Below are 24043 nucleotides of genomic sequence, written 5' to 3' on the forward strand. Positions count from 1 at the left end.
TTTTATATCTCATCTAGAGCTGCTGCCGCTGACTCAAATTTATCCTTGGTATCTTGATTAAAACTATTTCAATTAGTTTCTGATCAAATCTCAATTTTATTGGATAGTCCAATCATAATTACTTTTTGTTTAATATCAGCTAGTGTCAATAATGAATGTGGAATATTAATGCGACCTTTACTATCAATAGTTAATTCTTCTGAATTAGCAAATACTTGTCTTGCTAAAATTCTGGCTTCTTTCTGACCTTCGGATTGTGATAAGATTTTATCTTGTCATTTAATAAATTCAATTTCGTTACGAATAACTAAACAGCCTTCAAAACCTTTAGAAACAATAACAATCTCATTGTTATGAAAATAACTTCTAAACTTAGAAGGAATTATCATTCGTTTCTTTTCATCTAATGTTGATAATGATTGTCCTAGTAGCATAATATCACCCACACTTTCCCACTATTACCCATATTATATAACCTTTGGCATATAATTGCAATTGATTACTTTAAATGTATGACTAGTCAGTAAAATAAAAGAGCATACAATAATAAAAATAAAAACTCATTTACTTTAAAAAAATAAAGAAATGAGTTAAAACTTTTTAAACTTACCGTTTGTCAATATTATATGCTTTTATAAAAAACAAATATAATATTTTATTATACTATTCTAAGTTTTATTATAGTTAATTACTTAGAAATTAAATACTTTTGATTAAATTAAATAGTGTTATTAATAAAAAAGTTTTTAAATTTAGGTAATTTATTAGAATTAGAAATTGCTGAACCAACAGCAAAATGAGTGTGATCTAGTACATTGGATACATCTCACTTTGAAAGATCTTGATCAAATAATACTGAGCCAGCAAACATACCAGTCATAATTATTACATTAGATACATCTCAAGTTGATAAATCTTGATTAAATGCTAAAGTATTGGCAAATGTACCAACCATATCTTCTACACTAGATACATTTCAATTTGATAAATCTTGATTAAATAAAAAACAACGAGTAAACATACCACTCATACTTCTTACATTAGATACATCTCAAGTTGAAATATTACCATTAAATGATGAAGCACCAGCAAACATACCACCCACACTTCTTACATTAGATACATTTCACTTTGAAAGATCTTGATCAAATTTTAAACTACCATTAAACATAGAAAGCATATCTGTTACATTAGATACATCTCAATTTGAAATATTTCCATTAAATGAAGTAGCTCCAGCAAATACACTCAACATACTTGTTACTCTAGATACATCTCAAGTTGATAAATCTTGATTAAATTGTGAAGCACCCAAAAACCTGAATTGTAAAATTAAAAAAGACATTTATATAAAAATTAAATTGTGTTAATTCTATAATTAAGAAAAGAAAGGAATTAGCACAATGTATAAGTATCTGACTATTGAATCAATAATAGCAATAAAATAATATAAAAGTTATGAATTTTCAATTCGTAAAATAGCAAAAGCTGTTGATTATAGTAAATCAACTGTACATAGAGTTTGCAGATTATTAAATCAAAACTTATTACCATTAGAAATATTGAATCAAATTCAAAAAAAGAAGCAAAATGCAGGTAGAAAATTAATAATTTTAACTTTAACAGAAATTAATACTATTAATTATTTGTTAATTACTAAAAATTATGCGCTTGATATAATTGCTAATTTTTTAAAGGAAAATAAAATAAAAAGTATTTCAACAAAAACTTTATATAACATGTTTAAAACAAATCGAATGGGTTTTGATGAAAATAACTTATTGAGAAAAGGAAAAAATAAACCTCATAAACGAAAAGAAACTAGAGGACGAATTAATAATTGTAAATCTATTCATGAACGAAATTTAATCATTCCTAATATTAAAAATATACAAGAATTTGGTCATTTAGAGGGTGATACTATCATTGGTAAAGATCATAAAAGTTCTATTATTACTTTAGCTGATATATGATCAAAAACCACAATTCCTTTAGTTTCTAAAAATCATAAAGCAGAAAATATTACAAAAAGTATAATAAAATTTATTTCAAAGTTACAAAAAGGAACAGTTAAAACTATTACTTTTGATCATGGTAAAGAATTTAGTAAATGAAAATTAATCGAAAAAATTTGCAATGTTAAGATTTATTTTGCAGATCCTGGCAAACTGAACTTGTCAAAGAGGTTTAAATGAAAATAATAATGGTATTTTAAGAAGATATTTACCAAAATCTACAGATCTATCTTTATATAAACAAAAAGACTTAAATGCTATAGCATTTCAAATTAATTCTACACCCAGAAAATCACTATCTTATAAAAGCCCAATAGACTTAATACAATTATTTTAAAAACTGTCCCATTTGTCCCATTTATATTTACAATTCAGGTTTAATAAATTTCTTGTTTTTTAATTAAAAGTAATTTATAATTTTTATAAATAAGTATTTAATTAATTAAATACCTATTTTAAAAAGGAGAAGTTATAATGATAGTAAAAAGTATTAACCAAGAAAAAGAAAAAATAGATATAAAAACAAAGAAAAAAATAAAGATTAATTTAAAACAACAAATTTTTAATATTACTTTGACAGGAATTTTATTGGGATTAGCTGTTGCTTCTTCATTAATTGAAATACCTATTCAGTTTATGGGAGTAATTTTACCATTAAGAATTTTTGATTCATTAATTATTGCTTTTGCTTTACCAATTATTGGTTTATATTATACATTAGCAATTGGTATTATCGAACCTTGATTACATTTATTAGCAGATAGTGATCATCCGCCAATTCAAATTTTCTTTGATAATATTGCTAATATTTTATTTATTGTTTCTTTTTATTTTATTTACTACTATCTTTTTAAATTGTGTAATAAAAGTAAAAATTTAAAAGTAGATACTATCAAAAAAGTAAGTGCTGGTCTAGTAATAGTACCCTTAAATGCGATTATTGCTACTTTATCTTTTGCTTTAACTTTAGTAGTACTTTATTTTAGTCCTAACCTATCAAGACCTGATGAATATGATAATAATATTCTTAATTTTAATAATCATTCAGTAATTATATTATTTATTTTACTTGGTATTGAAATTTTAAGATTTATTTTTTTCTTTATCTTATTTAGCTTAGTTGAAAGAAAGATAGGTTCTGCTAAACGTTATTATTTTTAATAAAAAGTACCTGAATTGTAAATATAAATGGGACAAATGGGACAGTTTTTAAAATAATTGTATTAAGTTTATTGGGCTTTTATAAGATAGTGATTTTTGAACTTGTCAAGAAAAGTGGACAATAAAAGTAACCTTTTATTAAATTTTATAAAATAGCGTTTGTAAGTGTTAAATTTATAGGTATGAAGTAATTATTTGTTGGTTTGGAATGAGCTAATCGATATTCGATTGGACTCATTCCTTTTAATTTTATTTGAGGTCGATAATTATTATAAAAGTAAATATATTTAGGTAAGTTGTCTTGTATTCATTCAATAGTTCTATTTTTTCTTGGAATTTGATATAGAAATTCTGTTTTCATTGTTCCAAATCAAGTTTCAGTAGCACCATTATCGAGGCTTTTATGTAATCTGTGTATCTTTGTTTTACAAAGTACTAGTTTAGATTAATTCTATCTTCAAATTTTATCATAAAATGAGCAATTGCTGTATTTCAATTTTGAATGGGTATTGTTCATTTTTTTGTTATATTTTCAATTGCTAAATAAAATATTTTAAAAACTGCCATATCATTAGGAAAAACTTTTTTATTTCTGATAACTTTTCGTAATTGACTATTTACAGATTCAATAGCATTTGTTGTATAAATCACTCTTTTAATTTCTGCAGGATAACTAATAAAAACAATTAAATTATCTCAATTTTTATATCAAGATTTAGCAATTTGAGGATATTGTTTATTTCACTTATTTTCAAAGGATTCTAAAGCCTGCATTGCTTGTTCTTCACTACATGCAGTATAAATTGGTTTTAAATCTGCAACTAGAGATTTTCTATGCTTATATGAGACATATTTCAAACTATTTCTAATTTGATGAACTATGCATAATTGATGTTCTGTTTTAAGATAAACTGATTGTATTGCTTCTGACATGCCTGTTAAATTATCACTGCAGGCAATAAGAATATCATTTAAGCCACGATTTTTCATTTCTGTTAAATTTGCTAATCAAAATTTAGCACCTTCATTTTCACTAATTCATAAACCTAAAACATCTTTTTTACCTTCTAAATCAACTCCTAAAGCTATATAAACTGATTTATTAATAATCCTTTTATCTTGTCGTACTTTCACTATTATGCAATCAAAATAAACAATCGGATAGACACTTTCTAATGGTCGATTTTGCCATGCTTTTACATCATCAATAACATCATCAGTAATTTGACTAATAACACTTTCACTAATATCAGCACAATGATATAACTCTTGTAATTGCATTCTAATATCTGAAAATGTCATACCTTTTGCATATAAAGAAAGAACTTGTTGATCAAAACCTTCAAATCTTCTTTGTCTTTTTGCAACTATTACAGGATTAAAATTACTATTGCGATCTCGTGGTACATCAATCTCAATTTTACCTTGTTGAGTTATTAATTTTTTTGAACTTATACCATTACGAGCATTGTCACTATTACTATGTTGATTCTTATCATATCCTAAATAATTTTGCATCTCAGAATTCAACATTTTTTCTACTAATCTTTTTGTTAATTCTTTATACAATCCTCCCTCTTTAAAAACTGTTGTTAAATCTTCAGTATTTTCTAATAATAAATCTACTGCTTTTGATATTGGATCATTATTATTAATATTTTGCTTTTTAGCCATCTGTAACTCACTCTTTCTAGTCATTTAATTATATTTACTAGAATTAATTAAACATAGTTATTTTTGTAAGTTACACAGATTACTAAACATTACCCAAATAAAATTATATAACTGTTATCTGCACCCAGAGATTAGTTTAATAGTGTTAAATAGATAGGTCTACTGGCTTAACTTCATTTTACTTGTTACCCTTCTCAAAATCTTTGATTTCAATGGATTATGTAACTTTTATCAGTATCACAGTTGCTGAGGCAGCTTAAGATTACTTAATTCGCTTTTATGAACAGTTGTTCATCTATTTAATTTTATTCAGTTGTATTTAAGGATAAATGATTTAATATATTAAAAATATATTATACTTTTTGTTTATTTTTTGTTTAATAATGACACTAATTGTGCTTTTGGTAAATTATTCATTTCATTTTGATATTGTTTAAACATATTTTTACATGTTGTAAGTTCAGTTAATGCTTCTTTTAAGTTACCTCAACCTTCAATTATGACTTTCTTTTTTTGTAATTCTTTATATTGTAAAAAGAAATTAACAATTTCATCACGTAAATGTTGTGGTACATCTTTTAGATCTTGATACTCATTAAAGCGTGGATCAGAATTAACAACACCAAATAATTTAGTATCAACTTCACCACCGTCAATCATTTTAATCATTCCTAAAACTCTAACTTCTACTAAGCAACCAGGGAAAGTTGGATAAGTAATTAAACTAATAATATCTAAAGGATCACCATCATAATCTAAAGTTTCAGGAATATATCCATATTCACCAGGATAAAAATTAGCACCATAAAGAACACGATCTAATATCATAGTTTTAGATTTTCAATCATATTCATATTTATTACTTGATCCTTTGGAAATTTCAACTACCATTTGCACAATGTTATTTTCACTTTTATTCATTAATACTTCATCTCCTTTTAAAAATTAATTTTATTATATAATAAATAAACGTTTTTTTATATATAATTAAAATAATAAATGTATTTTAAGGAGTAAAAGATGAGTTTAAAATATGAGAAAAAGTGACAACACTTTAAAAGTAATATTAATAATTCTTTAAAATTAAGTACTCATAGGATAGCATTAATTAGTAGTTTATTGGCAGTTACAACATTAATGACCTTATTAGAAACACCACCTATTTTTTTACCTTTTTTAAAAATTGATTTTGGTAATACTATTAATTTAATTGCATTGTTAATTATTAAACTTCCTTATAGTTTGTTAATTGTCATTATTGTTCCTTGACTAAGTTTAATCTTACCTCATTTTTCTTCTGGTAATGCTGAACCAATTGGTGAATTTGCTTATATGTTAAGTACCATTACTTTATTGTTATTATATAGTAGTTTTAAATTATTATTTAAGCAATTACCATTTTGAAAAACGCAATCTAATAATTCTTGAAAACGATTAATGATTATTGAAATACCAACAGTTGTTATTACTTGTATTTTAGTATCATTAATTAGTGCTTTTTATAATTGAGCTTTTATTTTAGACATGTATGGTGCTGGTCATTTTAAAGATAAGATTTGAATTGTATTTGTACCATTTAATTTAATTAAATTTACTTCAGTTTTGCTTTTATATTTATTATTAGTTAGGCCAGTACAAATTTTAGTACAACATTTTAATATTTAAATAATATATTTTAATTGATCTTTTTTTAATTCTATTACTAAAGATTCTTCACTATTTTGTTTTATTTCTGACTCTTCTGAACATCTAGAATAAAGTAGACACAGAATTGTAACCTTTGTGTTAAAAATACTTTAAGGAAGGTGTTCATTTTTTTATGGCTAAATGACTATCAAAAGAAGAAAAGTTAAAAATAATAAAAATAAGTAAAATTAAAACAATTGATAAAACCGCATTAGAGTATGGTATTGGTCGATCATCAATAAAAGAATGAATTAAAGCATATAAATTATTAGGTGAAAAAGGTTTAGAATATGGCAATGGAATTCGTGCTAAAAAAACCAAAAGAACAGGTCGACCCAAATCTTTAAATTTTAATGAAATGACAAAACAAGAATTAATTGAATATATTGAGGCAATGAACGATATAAAAAAGTATTTAGAAAAATCGACAAAAAAGAAGAAATATTTTGTGATTTTCTCATTGAAGAAAAAATATCAGATTAGTTATTTATGTTGATTATTAAATGTTTCAAAATCAGGATATTATAAGTGAATTAAGAATGGAATGAATGAATTTAATAAATGAGATACATTTTTAGCTAATATAATTAAAAATATTTTTTATGAATTTCAAGAAATTTATGGTTATAAAATGATAACTTTATGAATTAACAAAATTTATAATTTAAAATTAAAATTTCATATTGTATATAGATATATGAAAAATATGAGTTTAAAAGCTAAGGTTCGCATAAAAAAATTTGATTATAGAACTAAATCAGGAAGTTTAAGATATGATAATTTATTAAAACGTGATTTTTCGGGACTTTCCATCAATCTGTGTAACTTAGTGATTTTACAACTAAAATTTATTTAAAAAACACATTTTTTAGGAAAGTCCCGATTTTTCAACTACTAATTTAAATGAAAAATTAGGTACTGATATAACTTATTTATTAACTAATGGTAAAACATATTATTTATCAATTGTTAAAGATTTTCATAATAATGAAATATTAGATTATAAAATAAGTGCAAGTTTAGACATGACATTTGTTGTTCAAAACATTATCCAAGCTTGAGTTAATGCTCAAAAACCTACTTCATGAATTTTACAATCAGATCAAGGATTTCACTATACAAATCCTTCTTATAAAATTTTATGTGATGAATTAAAAATAAAAATTTCAATGTCTAGAAGAGGTAATTCCTGTGATAATGGGGGACTTTCCTAAAAACTGTGTTTTTTAAATAAATTTTAGTTGTAAAATCACTAAGTTACACAGATTACTAAACATTACCTCATAAACGTTTTCTTTAATCTTTATTTTCTGTTACGTCAATAATAACTTCACTATTATCATCAAGAATTTCTTTAGTTATAAATTGACCAACGCTTTCAGCACCAGTTTTATCAGCAACCGTTTTTAAACGACTTAATTGTTTTTCCAACGGAACTAATGTTTTATTAATGCCAACATAAAGATCGTGATTTTCTACTAAACACTGTAAAAAATTATTATTTAATAACTGAATATGAACGGAAATATTATATGTATGATTACTATTTCTTTCAATACCAACTTTAGCAATCATATCTTTTTTAATATATTTAGAATACTTTTCTTGTAAATAATTAAAATTTTTATCAACAGCATTTTTAATTTCATAAGTAATATTAATATTTTTTCCATGGACAATAACTTGCATGATTAATTGCTCCTATCTTTTAATTATTATATACATTTTCCCATAAACAAATAAATTTTAAAAGATAATAGTGTAATTAAATTTAAATTATTAACAACTAAGCAAAATACCAATTATATTTATAATATGCTTAATATCATCTTCAGTTAAATTAATGATTAATACTCTATTTTTTATCTTTTCATGATTTTTGTTTTAAAAAATTTTGTTTTCCATTAAAAGTAATAGCTGTTTTTCAACGTGGATAATTATTACCTTTAGTAATAGCATTAGTATTATTCATTGGTTGTAAATTACTAATATCAGAAGTACCTCCATGAAATAAAGGTCGTTGATGTATAATAGTTCAATTATAACTTTTAGGATCATCATTAAGTTTAACATTACTAATAAAGTTATTTTTAAACATTAGCGCACCCGCATAGTCTTTTCGATATAACTGTGGATTATAATCATCAATAATTTCTCCTTTATTTCATACTTCTTCAATTTGTTGTGGTGTTCAAGTTACTTCACTATTAACAACATTACTACTGTTATTACTACTGTTATTAGTTTGAACAGGATTTGGATTACTAGTTACTTGATTATCAAGTAATTTTGATTGTGGAAGTGCACCTCCACCAGTATTATTAATAACTATATTTATACCTTGTGTTGATTTATCATGTTCATTAAAAAATCGATCTGTAAATGATGGTCCAATAGTTTGTTCACCAAAAAGAGAATTTTGTTCAACACTTGCGGGTATTTCTGTTGCTGATAAAGCATTATTATTTGTCAATGATAATGCTTTTTTTGATTTATTTCTTAAATTAGCCATTATTAATCATAAAGAAAAAAGTACTAAAAAGAAACTACAAATTAATGCAAAGCCTCAAGGTAAAATAAAAAATAAAACATTAATAATTTTTTTGTCCATAACATAACTATAAATTTTTTTATAACCATAACTTATTAATAATTCTGAACCAATAAGTAAGACAAGCGAAATTACTACTACTATTAATGCTCATACTAAAGTTATTACTCCATATTTATTTAAAAAAATAAATGGAATTGTAATAAACACTAGAGTAATAACCGAAAAAATTAAAGTAAAAATTGTTAAAATCTGAAAAGTAAGAGTAAATGTAATGCCTTTACTATTAATTACTTCAGTTAAAATTACTAAAATCTCATTAACATTAGTACGATAAAGTATAAGTCATAATACTCAACTTATAATCAAAGTTATTGCCATTAATCCCGAACTAACAATAATTCCTCAACGATTATGAGAATTAATGTTTCTATAATTCTCTGCTGACACTTCCATACTAAAACCTCACAACTCTAAAATCTCATATATTAAATTCTATCATAAATGATGATTAACATGTTTAACGACAATTATGAAATATAAATGAAAATATAACCTTCCTGAATTGTAAAATTAAAAAGGACATTTATATAAAAATTAAATTGTGTTAATTCTATAATTAAGAAAAGAAAGGAATTAGCACAATGTATAAGTATCTGACTATTGAATCAATAATAGCGATAAAAGAATATAAAAGTTATGAATTTTCAATTCGTAAAATAGCAAAAGCTGTTGATTATAGTAAATCAACTGTACATAGAGTTTGCAGATTATTAAATCAAAACTTATTACCATTAGAAATATTGAATCAAATTCAAAAAAAAGAAGCAAAATGCAGGTAGAAAATTAATAATTTTAACTTTAACAGAAATTAATACTATTAATTATTTGTTAATTACTAAAAATTATGCGCTTGATATAATTGCTAATTTTTTAAAGGAAAATAAAATAAAAAGTATTTCAACAAAAACTTTATATAACATGTTTAAAACAAATCGAATGGGTTTTGATGAAAATAACTTATTGAGAAAAGGAAAAAATAAACCTCATAAACGAAAAGAAACTAGAGTACGAATTAATAATTGTAAATCTATTCATGAAAGAAATTTAATCATTCCTAATATTAAAAATATACAAGAATTTGGTCATTGAACATCTAGAATAAAGTAGACACAGAATTGTAACCTTTGTGTTAAAAATACTTTAAGGAAGGTGTTCATTTTTTTATGGCTAAATGACTATCAAAAGAAGAAAAGTTAAAAATAATAAAAATAAGTAAAATTAAAACAATTGATAAAACCGCATTAGAGTATGGTATTGGTCGATCATCAATAAAAGAATGAATTAAAGCATATAAATTATTAGGTGAAAAAGGTTTAGAATATGGCAATGGAATTCGTGCTAAAAAAACCAAAAGAACATGTCGACCCAAATCTTTAAATTTTAATGAAATGACAAAACAAGAATTAATTGAATATATTGAGGCAATGAACGATATAAAAAAGTATTTAGAAAAATCGACAAAAAAGAAGAAATATTTTGTGATTTTCTCATTGAAGAAAAAATATCAGATTAGTTATTTATGTTGATTATTAAATGTTTCAAAATCAGGATATTATAAGTGAATTAAGAATGGAATGAATGAATTTAATAAATGAGATACATTTTTAGCTAATATAATTAAAAATATTTTTTATGAATTTCAAGAAATTTATGGTTATAAAATGATAACTTTATGAATTAACAAAATTTATAATTTAAAATTAAAATTTCATATTGTATATAGATATATGAAAAATATGAGTTTAAAAGCTAAGGTTCGCATAAAAAAATTTGATTATAGAACTAAATCAGGAAGTTTAAGATATGATAATTTATTAAAACGTGATTTTTCAACTACTAATTTAAATGAAAAATTAGGTACTGATATAACTTATTTATTAACTAATGGTAAAACATATTATTTATCAATTGTTAAAGATTTTCATAATAATGAAATATTAGATTATAAAATAAGTGCAAGTTTAGACATGACATTTGTTGTCCAAAACATTATCCAAGCTTGAGTTAATGCTCAAAAACCTACTTCATGAATTTTACAATCAGATCAAGGATTTCACTATACAAATCCTTCTTATAAAATTTTATGTGATGAATTAAAAATAAAAATTTCAATGTCTAGAAGAGGTAATTCCTGTGATAATGGTGCTACTGAAACTTGATTTGGAACAATGAAAACAGAATTTCTATATCAAATTCCAAGAAAAAATAGAACTATTGAATGAATACAAGACAACTTACCTAAATATATTTACTTTTATAATAATTATCGACCTCAAATAAAATTAAAAGGAATGAGTCCAATCGAATATCGATTAGCTCATTCCAAACCAACAAATAATTACTTCATACCTATAAATTTAACACTTACAAATGCTATTTTATAAAATTTAATAAAAGGTTACTTTTATTGTCCACTTTTCTTGACAAGTTCACATTAGAGGGTGATACTATCATTGGTAAAGATCATAAAAGTTCTATTATTACTTTAGCTGATATATGATCAAAAACCACAATTCCTTTAGTTTCTAAAAATCATAAAGCAGAAAATATTACAAAAAGTATAATAAAATTTATTTCAAAGTTACAAAAAGGAACAGTTAAAACTATTACTTTTGATCGTGGTAAAGAATTTAGTAAATGAAAATTAATCGAAAAAATTTGCAATGTTAAGATTTATTTTGCAGATCCTGGCAAACCTTGTCAAAGAGGTTTAAATGAAAATAATAATGGTATTTTAAGAAGATATTTACCAAAATCTACAGATCTATCTTTATATAAACAAAAAGACTTAAATGCTATAGCATTTCAAATTAATTCTAGACCCAGAAAATCACTATCTTATAAAAGCCCAATAGACTTAATACAATTATTTTAAAAACTGTCCCATTTGTCCCATTTATATTTACAATTCAAGAAATTAACTATTTCAAAAATAATATTAAATCAAAGATAATTTGTTATAATGAAAATGTTATAAAAAAGGAGTATTGATAAAATGAAAATAAATTGATTAAATAAAAAAAATAGTAAAATATTTTTGATATCTTGTTTTTTTTAGCAATCGGATTTATAATAATGGCTTTTGCGTTAAAATATGCATCGTATGGTGTAAATGAAAATCCAAATTTTAACAATAATATTGGTTTTATAGTACAATTTTATATTTCAATTTCATTAATAATATTCAGTTTATTTTTTGCATTAATATGATTAATTATTTATATTAAAGAAAAAGTAAAATCTAAACAAAATAATATTTCCCCACAATCTTAAATATTAATGTATAATTAAGAGACTTACTTATGTAAGTATATGAAATAAAAAAAGTTCTCAAATTTATATTAGTTCTAAATAATTAGGTTGGCACCTAATTAAAAAGTTACCTTATTGGTAACTTTTTTAATATAAAAGAAAAAAGGTGGGAGACGGAACAACGTTCTTACCACTATCCAGATTATTAATCCTAGGGACTTTCCATCAATCTGTGTAACTTAGTGATTTTACAACTAAAATTTATTTAAAAAACACATTTTTTAGGAAAGTCCCCAGATTACATAAAAGCCTCTTTATATCATTTTTTTCTCTTGGTTTAATATCAAAATATAATGATATTGTAGGTTTACAACTATCACATTTATTTTCTCAAATAGTTGTTGTTCCATATACTTTTTCGCCATTTGGTTTTAAATAATAATTTTCCATATTATGGGTAAGCACCCCCCATGATTAATCCTATTGTTCCAGTTGTAGCACCAGTTAGCGCTAATGCTAATGTTATTTTACTTAAATTTGTTTTTATTCATGTTTTCATATTAAATTACTCCTTTATAAAATTATACATGGTAAACAACATTTATGTTCTTGATTGATTTCTGTTTGATTTTCATTAATAGTACTAATATCTTCTTGTAATAATGGAGTTTGTTCTGTTCTGTTTAAACTGCCAATAATAATATTTCTTTTATAATATTTTGGTTTAGGTTTGGCTTCAAACATTTGTTTTCATTCATGATTCATTAAATTTCTCCTTTTTTCTTTGATTTTACTTTTAAATTGTACTATTTTTGATTATTTTTACAAGTATGCTTTTAAATGCAAAATAACGCCTAAATTAAAGGCATTTATTTTGTGATACCTATACTATTAATGATATTGAAATTATTTATTATATAGCAAATGTGAAGATGCTTTTTTTCACAGTAGCATTATTTTTACCCCTAATTACATTTTTATATAGATATAGTGCATAAAACAAAGCATCATATGGGTCTTGATACATATTTTTGTCAGGAATGTTAGTTTTTGTTTCATCATAACGTAATTCTTCTAAACATTGAGTAGTCTTTGGTAAATCATCTTTATTCGCATAAAAGTTTCCATAACTCATAATATTTCTCATTCATACTACTCTATTAGTTAATCCGGCTTCTTGATTTAAATTTGAAGCATGTTTAATAGCAGTTTGTGTTATTAAAATAGTATTATGTTCATCAATTAATTTTTGATTTAATCAATCCATTGCTGTTCGTGCTTTATCATCATAAAAATAAATTGCTTGTTCAAAATTTTCAAAATTGTCCATTAATCCTAAAATTTCATTAACGTAAGCATTAATTTTTTCATTTTCATTTATAAAGTCATTTGGAGTAACTACTAATTCACAAATAATATAAGCATCATAATAACCAGTATTATTATATTCTTTAAAACCAACTACCATAAATACAGTATGGTCTTTTGGTCCCGTAGCTCAATCAATACCAACACTATAAAAATCAAATTTATACATATCTTTTTCTTGATTATAAAATTGTTTTAAATCATATGTTTGTTAATATTTTACTATTTTTTGAAATGGAAAAATTGTTGCATCACTATCTAAAAATTCAAAACCATAAAAAACAGTATTAAATTCATCAGGATTACTTTTTTTCATTTCTAATAATGTTCTTTTTTGAATATCTGGTAATTTATTTCAAAATGGTTGAATAGTAAATCTTAAAACAAATAAACCTAAACCACTAAACATATCTTGATTTTCATAATAAATTTTGCCAACTTTTTTAAGATTTTCCATTACTTTATCATTTAATGGTAAAAATGGTGTACAGTATTTTAAATAAAATGGATGATATTTATCATATGGATTACATGTAAAAGTAATAAAGAAACTTTTATAAAAATAGCGAGTAATTTTTTGTCCAAATGTACTACTATATATATTTTTATCAATAAAGGTTCAACTTCATTCTTTAATAGGTTCTTTTGATACTTTAATACGATTACTTCTAAACATAGAGTTTTGTAAACGTTCATATCGATATGTTAATTTTTTTTCAGTTAATGTTTCTTTTTCTTCTGCCATAATAATTTCATCAGTTCTTGAACCTAAAAAATTTGAACCACCTGCTTCTTTTCCAAAAATTTTATTACCATTAGCATAACCAATAAAATCAATTTGTTGATTATTAGGAAAAATAATACATCCACCATCCTTAGTTATTTTTCATTTAATACCATGTGGATTATTAGGTAATAAATTAATATCATATTTATCTAGTAAAACTTGACAAACATTCATTAAAGCACCAATTGTCATTTCACTATGAGTATTTTCATATCTTCTAACTTCTTGGACACTACTATCACTAAAATTACAGCATATAAATAAATCAAATGCTAAACAATTTCAAGTTTTTCTTGTTCCCCGTGCAGTTGGAATAAAACGATAAAAACAATTAGTAGTAAAATATTCTGCTCATTCATCACCAACAAATTCGGGACTTTCCAGCAATCTGTGTAACTTAGTGATTTTACAACTAAAATTTATTTAAAAAACACAGTTTTTAGGAAAGTCCCACAAATTCTTTAAAAATATCTCAACTAAAACCATAATTATTATCACTAAAATTAAGATTATATTTTTTATTTAATTGTGCATAACTAGTGATAAAAGCCATATTTACTCCTTATTATTAACATATATAAGTTAAAATTAAACTATTTAAAAGAAAGGAAAATTAAAAATGATAAAATTACCATTCACTAATCATTTTGATTAAGACAAACACTATTTTAATCAAGATGAATTAAATTTACAACAAACAGAAGAATTATTTAAAAAAATAGATGATTATTTATGAAGTACATGTGATAAATCTGTATATAAATCATATAGATTTAGAAAAAGAAAATTAAAAACAAAAAAAGGTTTATTAAATTATAAACGACGTATTTGTACATATTATAACCCAAAAACACAAAAAAAGGAATTTGTTTCATTGCTAGATAATTATCTTGGTGTCAAAAAATATAGTAAACTTGCACCAGATGTTATTAAACAAATTTTAAAATATTTTGCTGATGGTAAAAAAATACCGTGATGTTTGTGATACTTTTATTGAAGATTTAATAGGTACTAGTACAGTTTGTAGAAGATATAAAAAATTTGAATTACCAAAAGCTAATATTCCTAAAATTGTATTACAACCAAATCAAACATTATATATAAATATTGATGATGGACATAGAAAATTTAAGTTTAATAAAAAACATAATACTAAAAATTGTAAAAAATGTTCTATGAGATTATTAGTATTTTGTACTGGTAAAAAGAAAAATGGAAAATTAATTAAAGAGGGGACTTTCCAGCAATCTGTGTAACTTAGTGATTTTACAACTAAAATTTATTTAAAAAACACAGTTTTTAGGAAAGTCCCTAAAAGGGTATGTAAAATAAGAGTTTCCAAGACAGAAATTGGTGCAGAAAAAACAGCTAAATTAATTCAAAAACATGGCAATTTATTTTTTGAAAATTTTGACCAAGCAAATTTAATAGTTTGTGGTGATAGTGCAAAATGAATTAGAAAAACTTCTACAATTTTAAATGCTAAATTTATTTTAGATAAATTCCATGCTTTTCATGTTTTATTTCTTGGTATAATGGCAGGAAGAAGAAAAAATCAAATTGCTAAATTACACTATCAAAATGCAATAACTTTATTTGCCAAAGGTCAATATTATGAATTAATTGATTTTTTACAATCATTAACTTTGCAATATAAAAAATTAAAAGTTGGTTATTTTATTAATGCAAAAGATGGTGTATTAAACCAAGCACTAGTTGAAAATATTCGTTGCTTTACTGAAACTAATATTAAACAAATTTTAAAGCATATGATTGGTGATAGAACTTATAACATTGATAAGTATACAAAAATGGTTAATTTTAAATGCTATCAAATAAATACTGCCATCCAATTATTATAAATTAAAATTAAAGATTTTAAAAAAAACCAAAAATAAAATAAAACTTATTAAAGTAAACTTTAATAAGAATTTTTGAGTTATAAAAGTAAGTATTATTGTTGACTAATATTTTTCAAGTGTTAAGATTAACTTACAATTGCATATTGAAGTCAAAATTATTCTCGTCTAACTTTATAATTTTAAGACAAACTTGAATATTATTGACAACATCGGTACGCTCCCAATATTTAAATATTTTTTTTTATTTATTTCACTAATTAAAATTTTATAAAGGTATTTATAATTAATTATTAAATTAAATAATAAAAAAAGCACAATTGTGCATTTAATTTATGGTGGAGATGGCGGGGATCGAACCCGCGTCCAAAAGCTAACTGACTAACTGTATCTACAGTTTAGTATAATTTAGAAAAATCACTATTTAATAATAAATTATACGAAATTATGAATAGCTAGTTAATGGAAATTCGAAAAAATTTATTAACATCATTTTTTCTAGTTTATCCTATGATACGTTACTAATAATGATAAACTTGCTATTAGTAACGGTAGTATTTACTTCTTAAGTAATTAAACAGGTAAAAGTGCTTGATTTCCTAAACCAAATCCAAAGTTGTTTAACTTTGTTGTGAATCAGTTAGGTACTACGGTTTTAGTTTGTTTTCCGGTTATGAAACCTCGTAGTATTATGGTCTACCAAACCACTGCCACAATTAGTTGTTCACTCCTGTCGAAACCAGAACATCCCCGCTAATATTATACATTACTTTCTACTATAAAGCAATTTTTGGTTTTCTTAAAAATTACTAATAATTCTTTCAAACTTTCATCATAAATTATAAAATCTAAAAATTAAAATTTGGCAATTTATCAATGCTATTACTAATTCAAGAATTAATGGCAAAATTATCATGAATTATTACTTTTGAAACATTTCATTGTGATAAATTTTGATCAAACGTTATTGCACCGGGTTATTGGGACTTTCCTAAAAACTGTGTTTTTTAAATAAATTTTAGTTGTAAAATCACTAAGTTACACAGATTGCTGGAAAGTCCCTAGTTAATGAAACATCTCAACCCGAAATATCTTGATTAAATTTTCTTGCACCAGCAAACATACCATGCATATCTGTCACTTTATTTACATTTCAACTTGAAATATTTTGATCAAAAGCATGTGCATTAAAAAACATACCTCTCATAATTTTTACTTTTTCTACTCTTTAAACTGAAATATTCTGATTAAATGAAGTTGCATATGCAAACATATCACTCATATCTGTAACATTTGAAACATCTCAACCCGAAATATCTTGATCAAATGATGAAGCACTTTGAAACATCTGTTTTGTACTTGTTATTTCTGATGGTAACTGATCTGGCACTTTTTGAATTGTTTTTGGCATTTTAACAGCTTGAATTTCTCCAATTTTATTTTCATAAAATCCAATTTGAACAATTTCAATAGTTTTTATATCTGATAAGTCTATTTTACTAGTTGTTTGCTCTTCTCCATTACTATCAACGTAAATTGTATCTTGTTGTTGTATTATTGTATATTTATAACGATTTGATTGTCTATTTGAATTTGGTGGTTTAGGTAATAAAATCTTTGGATTAGATTGTGATTTTTTTTCTTTTTCATTTTCTTCCTCGTTTTTTGCTTCTATATCATAAGTATACAAAATACCAGCAGTGGCTCCACCAACTAAAGTAGTACCACCAACAATTGCAGTAATAATTTTCTTTTTTTTACTTTTTTCAGACATAAAAAAACCTCTCTTAAATTCTTATTTTTTTTATAATGGCATGACCATATTTTATATAATTTTATGTAGTAAAGTATTTAATATACTTAAATTTTATTTCAATTGTGATTTGTTAAAACATGATGCTTTTCTGTCACTCAATAATTTGAAGAAAATAACGTAATAAATATTAAACTAATAACAGTTAATAACGCAATAATATTACCAATATAAAACATTATTTCATTATTTAAAGTAATTAAATTACCTGAATTGTAAATATAAATGGGACAAATGGGACAGTTTTTAAAATAATTGTATTAAGTCTATTGGGCTTTTATAAGATAGTGATTTTCTGGGTGTAGAATTAATTTGAAATGCTATAGCATTTAAGTCTTTTTGTTTATATAAAGATAGATCTGTAGATTTTGGTAAATATCTTCTTAAAATACCATTATTATTTTCATTTAAACCTCTTTGACAAGGTTTGCCAGGATCTGCAAAATAAATCTTAACATTGCAAATTTTTTCGATTAATTTTCATTTACTAAATTCTTTACCACGATCAAAAGTAATAGTTTTAACTGTTCCTTTTTGTAACTTTGAAATAAATTTTATTATACTTTTTGTAATATTTTCTGCTTTATGATTTTTAGAAACTAAAGGAATTGTGGTTTTTGATCATATATCAGCTAAAGTAATAATAGAACTTTTATGATCTTTACCAATGATAGTATCACCCTCTAAATGACCAAATTCTTGTATATTTTTAATATTAGGAATGATTAAATTTCTTTCATGAATAGATTTACAATTATTAATTCGTCCTCTAGTTTCTTTTCGTTTATGAGGTTTATTTTTTCCTTTTCTCAATAAGTTATTTTCATCAAAACCCATTCGATTTGTTTTAAACATGTTATATAAAGTTTTTGTTGAAATACTTTTTATTTTATTTTCCTTTAAAAAATTAGCAATTATATCAAGCGCATAATTTTTAGTAATTAACAAATAATTAATAGTATTAATTTCTGTTAAAGTTAAAATTATTAATTTTCTACCTGCTTTTGCGGGACTTTCCAGCAATCTGTGTAACTTAGTGATTTTACAACTAAAATTTATTTAAAAAACACAGTTTTTAGGAAAGTCCCCATTTTGCTTCTTTTTTTGAATTTGATTCAATATTTCTAATGGTAATAAGTTTTGATTTAATAATCTGCAAACTCTATGTACAGTTGATTTACTATAATCAACAGCTTTTGCTATTTTACGAATTGAAAATTCATAACTTTTATATTCTTTTATTGCTATTATTGATTCAATAGTCAGATACTTATACATTGTGCTAATTCCTTTCTTTTCTTAATTATAGAATTAACACAATTTAATTTTTATATAAATGTCCTTTTTAATTTTACAATTCAGGAAATCAAAGATCAAAAATTTGGTACAATTAAAACTAAACAGCAAGTAACCAAAAGTCAACTATGCATTCATCAAATATACAACTTTCTTTTTTTAAATTTTGCAGTAAAAAAAGTAGCTGGTATAGCAAAAATAATTACAGTAAGCGAAATAATCACTGTAATACTAATTGCTTCAGTTAATGATAAAACTAAAAAATTATTAATAGCTTTTAAACTATTAATACCAAGATAAAGAAAAAAATAATAACTAATAAATAATCATTGCCACTTATTTATCTTTTGCTTAAAAAGAAAAAATAAATAAAAACTTGTAAATAAACAAAAGATTATTAAGAAAGGTAATCATATTATCATAGTTTTTTCCTTTCTTAATTAAATTATTATTTTTTTGATTTGTCTTACTGCATCACGATTTTTAATGGTCTCTCTTTTATCATAATTTTTTTTACCACGAGCCAATGCTATTTCTAACTTTGCTCTACTTTTACTATTTAAATATATCATTATTGGAACAACAGTTAAGTTTTTTTGCTTTTGTTCTTGTTGAATTTTTTTAATTTCACGAGCATTTAAAAGTAATTTTCTTTTTCTTAATGGATCAAGTATATAACTAGTAGTAAATTTATAAGTAGTAATGTTCATATTAATAATATAAGCTTCATTATTACTAAAAGTTACATAACTATCCTGTAAAGATACATTACCTAAACGAATTGATTTAATTTCAGAACCAGTCAAAACAATTCCCACTTCTAATTTTTCTAATAATTCATAATTAAAGTACGCTTTTTTATTTTTTGCAATTATTTTCATTGTTTCCACCATTATTTTCATAAACTTTATAATTAGATTATATAATAATAATTTCATAAATACTGAAATACTTACTTAAATTTGTTTTTTATTAAGAACATGCTATAATCTAATGAAGGATAGATTAATCAATAGTTTTTCTAGCAATGATTAATGTAAAATTAAACATAAAATTAATATTTGTTGTATAGCGACCCAAGAAATAGATTTTATATTTGTTTTACGGGTTTTTGTTAGTTTTATATATTAATAAACAACTGAAAGGAATCTAAGGACATGGCAGGACAGTTAAATACTAAACCAACAGCAGTAAAAAATAGTCAATTTTATCAAGGCGATTTGGGTTTTGATAAAAATAATAATGATAAAGTATTTATTTATAAGATTTTAACTGGTAAAAAACTTGAGGTTTGCAAAATTATTATTGATGAACAAAATCATATTTTAAAAATTTCTACGAAAACGGAAATTATTAATGAAGATGAATTTGAAATTTACACATTTGCTTTAGAAGCAGATACTGCTGATTTTATTTTAAAACTTATTGCTAAAAATCAAATTAATGCTGAAATTAATTATGCATTTATAAATAATATTGAAGATTCTTATAATATATCTGAATCAGACTCATTAGAAGAAAAAAAGAAAAAAATTAGGAAACTCTTTTAACTATTTATAAATTTCTTCTCAATTATAAACTGAACCATAACACAAAGCTTTAATTTTAAAATCATTGTTATTATTGATAATTTCTAAAATAGTTTGGGCAATAGAAATCCCTGAGGCAACTATATCATCAATAATAATAATGTTTTTTTTATTAAAAAATTTAATATATTTAGGTAATAAATGAATTTTATTAGTAATTTCCATTTGTCTTTCGCTAACTTTTAATTTATTTTCTCAAAATTTACGGTAGTTATCAACTTGGAAAATATTATTAATAAATAATATCTCATAATTTAATTTTTTTTTAATAATTTTAACTAATTCAATTATTACTAATTCTAAACTACTAACTGAAGTAGGTTTTTTTGGCATCATAATAAAATAATCTAAATTTACAAACAAATTAAATTTTTGACCAACTTCAAATAAATTAGTTGCTAATCTTATTACAGTATCTTGTTCAATATTTACTTGCTTAATTAAGTTATAATCTTCATTAACTCATAATAAATCCGGATATTGTTTTAAGCCTGGCGATTTAAAATAATTATAATAATAGCATTCAATGTTAAGATTGCTTTGTTGAATTAATCTTTTTTGCCCTTTTATTTTCATTTTTTTACTCCATTTTTCTTTTCACTTTTATTTTTTTTAACTTTACCATTTTGTTTTATCTTTTTTCTATATTTAAAATTATTTGCTTTATACATTTTTGATGATTGATTATTATTATTTTTATCACGGTTTTTATTTTGCTGACCATTTTCTTCTAAAATAAAATCAATAGTTCTAGCAACTTTATTTGCACTTTTAACAAGAACACTGACCTTTTGACCAAGAGCATACTGTTTTCGCTTTCTTTCACCAAACAAAATCATTGCTTTTTCATTAAAAATATAATAATCATCAGTCATGTCTGCAATTCTAATTAAACCCTCAATTGTATTATCTAACTCAACAAATAATCCAAAGCCAGTTACACTAGAAATTATACCTTCAAATTTATGACCAATAAATTGCATCATGTATTCTGCTTTTTTCATTTGATCTACAGCTCGTTCACACTCTAATGCTTTTAATTCCATATTACTAGATTGCTCAGCAGCTCAATTAGTAAAACTTTGATATTTCTCAATTATTTTAACATTTATTTCTCTTTTAACTATATATTGTCGCAATAAACGATGAACTATTAAATCAGGATAACGTCTAATTGGCGAAGTAAAATGTGTATAATAATCACTAGCAAGTCCAAAATGGCCAATACATTTATTAGTATACTGTGCTTTTTCCATACTTCTTAATAATAAAGTTGATAAAACTTGAAATGTTGGTAATTGTTTTAAAGAATTTAATAATAATTGTAAATCTTTTGAACTAATATTTGTGATTTTTGGATTTAGTTTAATGCCCATTAATTTCAGAATTGTAACCATTTGATGCATTTTTTTAGAACGAGGATGTTCATGAACACGATAAATAAAAGGTAATTTCATATCAAATACAGTTTTAGCAACTACTTCATTAGCTCTAATCATAAAACTTTCAATTAATTTTTCAGCGATATCACGAGTTCTTAAAATAATATCAGTTACTTCTCCATTGTCATTAATAATTGTTTTTGCTTCATTAATTTCAAAATCAATTACTCCAGCATCTTGTTTAAACTTTCATAAAATTTGGTGCAATTCTTTTGCTTTTAGTAACATTTCTCAAATTTGTGGATGTGTTTTAATAAAATTTGGATTTTTACCATTATATCCATCATTTACTTCATCATAATTCATTCTTCTTGCTGATTTCATAAATGCCTGATAAATTTTATGTTTTACTGTTAAACCATTCTTATCAATCTCCATATCACAAACCATACATAAACGTTCTACTTGTTCATTTAAAGAACAAATACCATTTGATAACTGCGTTGGTAACATAGGAATAACACGATCTGCTAAGTAAACAGATGTACCGCGAGTAAATGCCTCTTCATCTAAAGTACTATTTTCTGTTACATAATGACTAACATCAGCAATAGCTACAATTAAACGATAATTACCATTAGCTAGTTTAGTAACACAAATAGCATCATCAAAATCTTTAGCATCTTTACCATCAATTGTAACTAATAACTCTTTAGTCAAATCAATACGACCAATTTTATCTGATTCTAAAACTGTTAATGGCACCTTATCTGTTGCTGCTAATGTTTCAACATCAAATTGTGCTTTAATGCCAATTTCATAAATAACAGCTAAAATATCAACACCAGGATCATTAATATTACCCAATATTTTAGTAATAGTAACATTAAAAATATTTTGTTCAAAATTTTTAATTTTTGCAACAACAATATTATTTTCTAACGCTTTATCAGGATTTAAAATATTAACTTCATACTGTTGTAACTTTGCATTTTGAATTAATAATGTTTTTACTTTCGTATCTGCATTAACAATAACAGTACCAACAAGAAGATTAGTATCACGTTTAATAATTTTTAATACTACAGCCTCATCATTCTGATTATTAATTTTTACTAACTTACATAATACTTCATCATTATTTAACGCATTATTTATGTTTTTTATATTAACGTAATATTCTTCTTCACTATTTAATAATTTAACAAATCCAAATCCTTTTTTAGTAATTTGAATTTTACCAATAAATAAATTATTATTTTTTAGCATATAAAATTGTTGTTCTTTATTCTCCAAAATAATTTCACTATTTTTCAATTCTTCTAAATCAGCAATAAGTTCTTGCTGTTGATGATGATTAGTAATATTAAGTTTCACTGTTAAATCAACCGTTGATAAAGGTGTAATACTATTTTGTAACTCATTAATAATCTCTTGCTTCATTTCAATCAATCCCAACTTTATCCTAATTATATAATTAATTATAATCTATCTTTTAAAATTTATAAAAAGGCACATTTTAGTGTGCCTTTTTATAAAATAATTAT

General features: G+C 23.7%; 23 protein-coding genes, 1 other RNA gene, 5 pseudogenes and 1 riboswitch. Of the genes and pseudogenes, 11 read left to right on the forward strand and 18 right to left on the reverse strand.

Going from position 1 to position 24043, the window contains the following annotated elements:
- Window positions 1-2: 2 nt before the first annotated feature.
- Together mraZ and ACQH20_RS05470 are read right to left on the reverse strand one after the other, a co-directional pair.
- On the reverse strand, window positions 3-434 hold the full coding sequence (gene mraZ, locus ACQH20_RS05465; protein WP_252320016.1) for a division/cell wall cluster transcriptional repressor MraZ: 432 nt from the start codon (window positions 432-434) through the stop codon (window positions 3-5).
- Window positions 435-718: 284 nt separating this feature from the next.
- On the reverse strand, window positions 719-1345 hold the full coding sequence (locus ACQH20_RS05470; protein ID WP_425376797.1) for a BspA family leucine-rich repeat surface protein: 627 nt from the start codon (window positions 1343-1345) through the stop codon (window positions 719-721).
- Between the two features lie 58 nt (window positions 1346-1403).
- Here ACQH20_RS05470 and ACQH20_RS05475 point away from each other — a divergent pair.
- Window positions 1404-2352: pseudogene (locus tag ACQH20_RS05475) on the forward strand (IS30 family transposase).
- Between the two features lie 137 nt (window positions 2353-2489).
- Window positions 2490-3176 (forward strand): hypothetical protein, encoded by a 687-nt coding sequence (locus ACQH20_RS05480; protein WP_425376798.1) that lies wholly within the window; start codon window positions 2490-2492, stop codon window positions 3174-3176.
- 145 nt (window positions 3177-3321) lie between these two features.
- On the opposite strand, the gene ACQH20_RS05485 is transcribed toward ACQH20_RS05480, so the two are convergent.
- The 3 genes from ACQH20_RS05485 to ACQH20_RS05495 form a co-directional block, all read right to left on the reverse strand.
- On the reverse strand, window positions 3322-3537 hold the full coding sequence (locus ACQH20_RS05485; RefSeq protein ID WP_252319629.1) for an IS3 family transposase: 216 nt from the start codon (window positions 3535-3537) through the stop codon (window positions 3322-3324).
- 74 nt (window positions 3538-3611) lie between these two features.
- A complete protein-coding gene (locus tag ACQH20_RS05490) occupies window positions 3612-4850 on the reverse strand; it encodes an IS256 family transposase (protein WP_425377591.1) in 1239 nt (412 codons plus the stop codon).
- A gap of 135 nt (window positions 4851-4985) precedes the next feature.
- A riboswitch (cobalamin riboswitch) is annotated at window positions 4986-5164 on the reverse strand.
- A 52-nt stretch (window positions 5165-5216) separates the two neighbouring features.
- Window positions 5217-5771, reverse strand: coding sequence for an inorganic diphosphatase (locus ACQH20_RS05495; RefSeq protein ID WP_425376799.1), 555 nt, complete (start codon window positions 5769-5771; stop codon window positions 5217-5219).
- A gap of 99 nt (window positions 5772-5870) precedes the next feature.
- Here ACQH20_RS05495 and ACQH20_RS05500 point away from each other — a divergent pair, with 99 nt between their 5' ends.
- The 3 genes from ACQH20_RS05500 (at window position 5871) to ACQH20_RS05510 (ending at window position 7750) form a co-directional block, all read left to right on the forward strand.
- Window positions 5871-6515 (forward strand): hypothetical protein, encoded by a 645-nt coding sequence (locus ACQH20_RS05500; protein WP_425376800.1) that lies wholly within the window; start codon window positions 5871-5873, stop codon window positions 6513-6515.
- Window positions 6516-6669: 154 nt separating this feature from the next.
- Window positions 6670-7392 carry an IS3 family transposase gene (locus tag ACQH20_RS05505; RefSeq protein WP_425376801.1) on the forward strand — a complete coding sequence of 241 codons (723 nt, stop codon included), beginning with the start codon at window positions 6670-6672 and terminating at the stop codon, window positions 7390-7392.
- Window positions 7393-7447: 55 nt separating this feature from the next.
- Entirely contained in the window at window positions 7448-7750 is a 303-nt protein-coding gene (locus ACQH20_RS05510) for a transposase (protein WP_425377592.1), read from the forward strand.
- Window positions 7751-7832: 82 nt separating this feature from the next.
- On the opposite strand, the gene hpf is transcribed toward ACQH20_RS05510, so the two are convergent.
- Together hpf and ACQH20_RS05520 are read right to left on the reverse strand one after the other, a co-directional pair.
- On the reverse strand, window positions 7833-8225 hold the full coding sequence (hpf, locus tag ACQH20_RS05515) for a ribosome hibernation-promoting factor, HPF/YfiA family (RefSeq protein ID WP_174480838.1): 393 nt from the start codon (window positions 8223-8225) through the stop codon (window positions 7833-7835).
- Window positions 8226-8391: 166 nt separating this feature from the next.
- A complete protein-coding gene (locus ACQH20_RS05520; RefSeq protein WP_425376802.1) occupies window positions 8392-9537 on the reverse strand; it encodes a hypothetical protein in 1146 nt (381 codons plus the stop codon).
- 194 nt (window positions 9538-9731) lie between these two features.
- On the opposite strand from ACQH20_RS05520, the pseudogene ACQH20_RS05525 reads away from it, so the two are divergent.
- The 3 genes and pseudogenes from ACQH20_RS05525 to ACQH20_RS05535 all read left to right on the forward strand — a co-directional run.
- A pseudogene (locus tag ACQH20_RS05525) lies at window positions 9732-10236 on the forward strand (helix-turn-helix domain-containing protein); the annotation flags it as partial.
- Between the two features lie 77 nt (window positions 10237-10313).
- Window positions 10314-11534 (forward strand): IS3 family transposase, encoded by a 1221-nt coding sequence (locus ACQH20_RS05530; RefSeq protein ID WP_425376803.1) that lies wholly within the window; start codon window positions 10314-10316, stop codon window positions 11532-11534.
- A gap of 50 nt (window positions 11535-11584) precedes the next feature.
- Window positions 11585-12025 (forward strand): annotated as a pseudogene (locus ACQH20_RS05535) (IS30 family transposase); the annotation flags it as partial.
- A 638-nt stretch (window positions 12026-12663) separates the two neighbouring features.
- Here the strand turns inward: ACQH20_RS05535 and ACQH20_RS05540 are convergent.
- The 4 genes from ACQH20_RS05540 to ACQH20_RS05555 all read right to left on the reverse strand — a co-directional run bounded on the left by ACQH20_RS05540 (window position 12664) and on the right by ACQH20_RS05555 (window position 14944).
- Window positions 12664-12852 carry a hypothetical protein gene (locus tag ACQH20_RS05540; protein ID WP_425376804.1) on the reverse strand — a complete coding sequence of 63 codons (189 nt, stop codon included), beginning with the start codon at window positions 12850-12852 and terminating at the stop codon, window positions 12664-12666.
- 123 nt (window positions 12853-12975) lie between these two features.
- Window positions 12976-13167, reverse strand: coding sequence for a hypothetical protein (locus ACQH20_RS05545; protein ID WP_425376805.1), 192 nt, complete (start codon window positions 13165-13167; stop codon window positions 12976-12978).
- A gap of 148 nt (window positions 13168-13315) precedes the next feature.
- Window positions 13316-13939, reverse strand: coding sequence for a hypothetical protein (locus ACQH20_RS05550; protein ID WP_425376806.1), 624 nt, complete (start codon window positions 13937-13939; stop codon window positions 13316-13318).
- Between the two features lie 42 nt (window positions 13940-13981).
- On the reverse strand, window positions 13982-14944 hold the full coding sequence (locus ACQH20_RS05555; protein WP_425376807.1) for a hypothetical protein: 963 nt from the start codon (window positions 14942-14944) through the stop codon (window positions 13982-13984).
- A 569-nt stretch (window positions 14945-15513) separates the two neighbouring features.
- Between ACQH20_RS05555 and ACQH20_RS05560 the strand changes: the two genes are divergently transcribed.
- Together ACQH20_RS05560 and ACQH20_RS05565 are read left to right on the forward strand one after the other, a co-directional pair.
- Complete coding sequence (locus ACQH20_RS05560; RefSeq protein WP_425376808.1) at window positions 15514-15813, forward strand: hypothetical protein; 300 nt, start codon at window positions 15514-15516, stop codon at window positions 15811-15813.
- A gap of 279 nt (window positions 15814-16092) precedes the next feature.
- On the forward strand, window positions 16093-16419 hold the full coding sequence (locus ACQH20_RS05565; RefSeq protein WP_425376809.1) for a hypothetical protein: 327 nt from the start codon (window positions 16093-16095) through the stop codon (window positions 16417-16419).
- A gap of 333 nt (window positions 16420-16752) precedes the next feature.
- Here ACQH20_RS05565 and ssrA read toward each other — a convergent pair.
- From ssrA to smpB, 5 genes and pseudogenes are all read right to left on the reverse strand, one after another.
- Window positions 16753-17168: a transfer-messenger RNA gene (gene ssrA, locus ACQH20_RS05570) on the reverse strand.
- Window positions 17169-17449: 281 nt separating this feature from the next.
- Window positions 17450-17629, reverse strand: a pseudogene (locus ACQH20_RS05575) (BspA family leucine-rich repeat surface protein); the annotation flags it as partial.
- A 15-nt stretch (window positions 17630-17644) separates the two neighbouring features.
- Window positions 17645-18190: a BspA family leucine-rich repeat surface protein gene (locus ACQH20_RS05580; protein ID WP_425376810.1), complete on the reverse strand. Its 546-nt coding sequence runs from the start codon at window positions 18188-18190 to the stop codon at window positions 17645-17647.
- A gap of 285 nt (window positions 18191-18475) precedes the next feature.
- A pseudogene (locus tag ACQH20_RS05585) lies at window positions 18476-19507 on the reverse strand (IS30 family transposase).
- Window positions 19508-19965: 458 nt separating this feature from the next.
- Window positions 19966-20406, reverse strand: coding sequence for an SsrA-binding protein (gene smpB, locus ACQH20_RS05590; protein WP_425376811.1), 441 nt, complete (start codon window positions 20404-20406; stop codon window positions 19966-19968).
- A gap of 276 nt (window positions 20407-20682) precedes the next feature.
- On the opposite strand from smpB, the gene ACQH20_RS05595 reads away from it, so the two are divergent.
- Window positions 20683-21075 carry a hypothetical protein gene (locus ACQH20_RS05595; RefSeq protein ID WP_425376812.1) on the forward strand — a complete coding sequence of 131 codons (393 nt, stop codon included), beginning with the start codon at window positions 20683-20685 and terminating at the stop codon, window positions 21073-21075.
- Here the strand turns inward: ACQH20_RS05595 and ACQH20_RS05600 are convergent, their stop codons facing one another.
- Window positions 21076-21690, reverse strand: a complete 615-nt coding sequence (locus tag ACQH20_RS05600; protein ID WP_425376813.1) for a hypothetical protein — start codon at window positions 21688-21690, stop codon at window positions 21076-21078.
- Window positions 21681-23939 (reverse strand): ribonuclease R, encoded by a 2259-nt coding sequence (gene rnr, locus ACQH20_RS05605; protein ID WP_425376814.1) that lies wholly within the window; start codon window positions 23937-23939, stop codon window positions 21681-21683. The genes ACQH20_RS05600 and rnr overlap by 10 nt, the downstream gene beginning before the upstream one ends.
- Between the last annotated feature and the right edge of the window lie 104 nt (window positions 23940-24043).

The organism is Spiroplasma endosymbiont of Aleiodes alternator (assembly GCF_964031135.1).
GTDB lineage: Bacteria > Bacillota_I > Bacilli_A > Mycoplasmatales > VBWQ01 > Spiroplasma_E.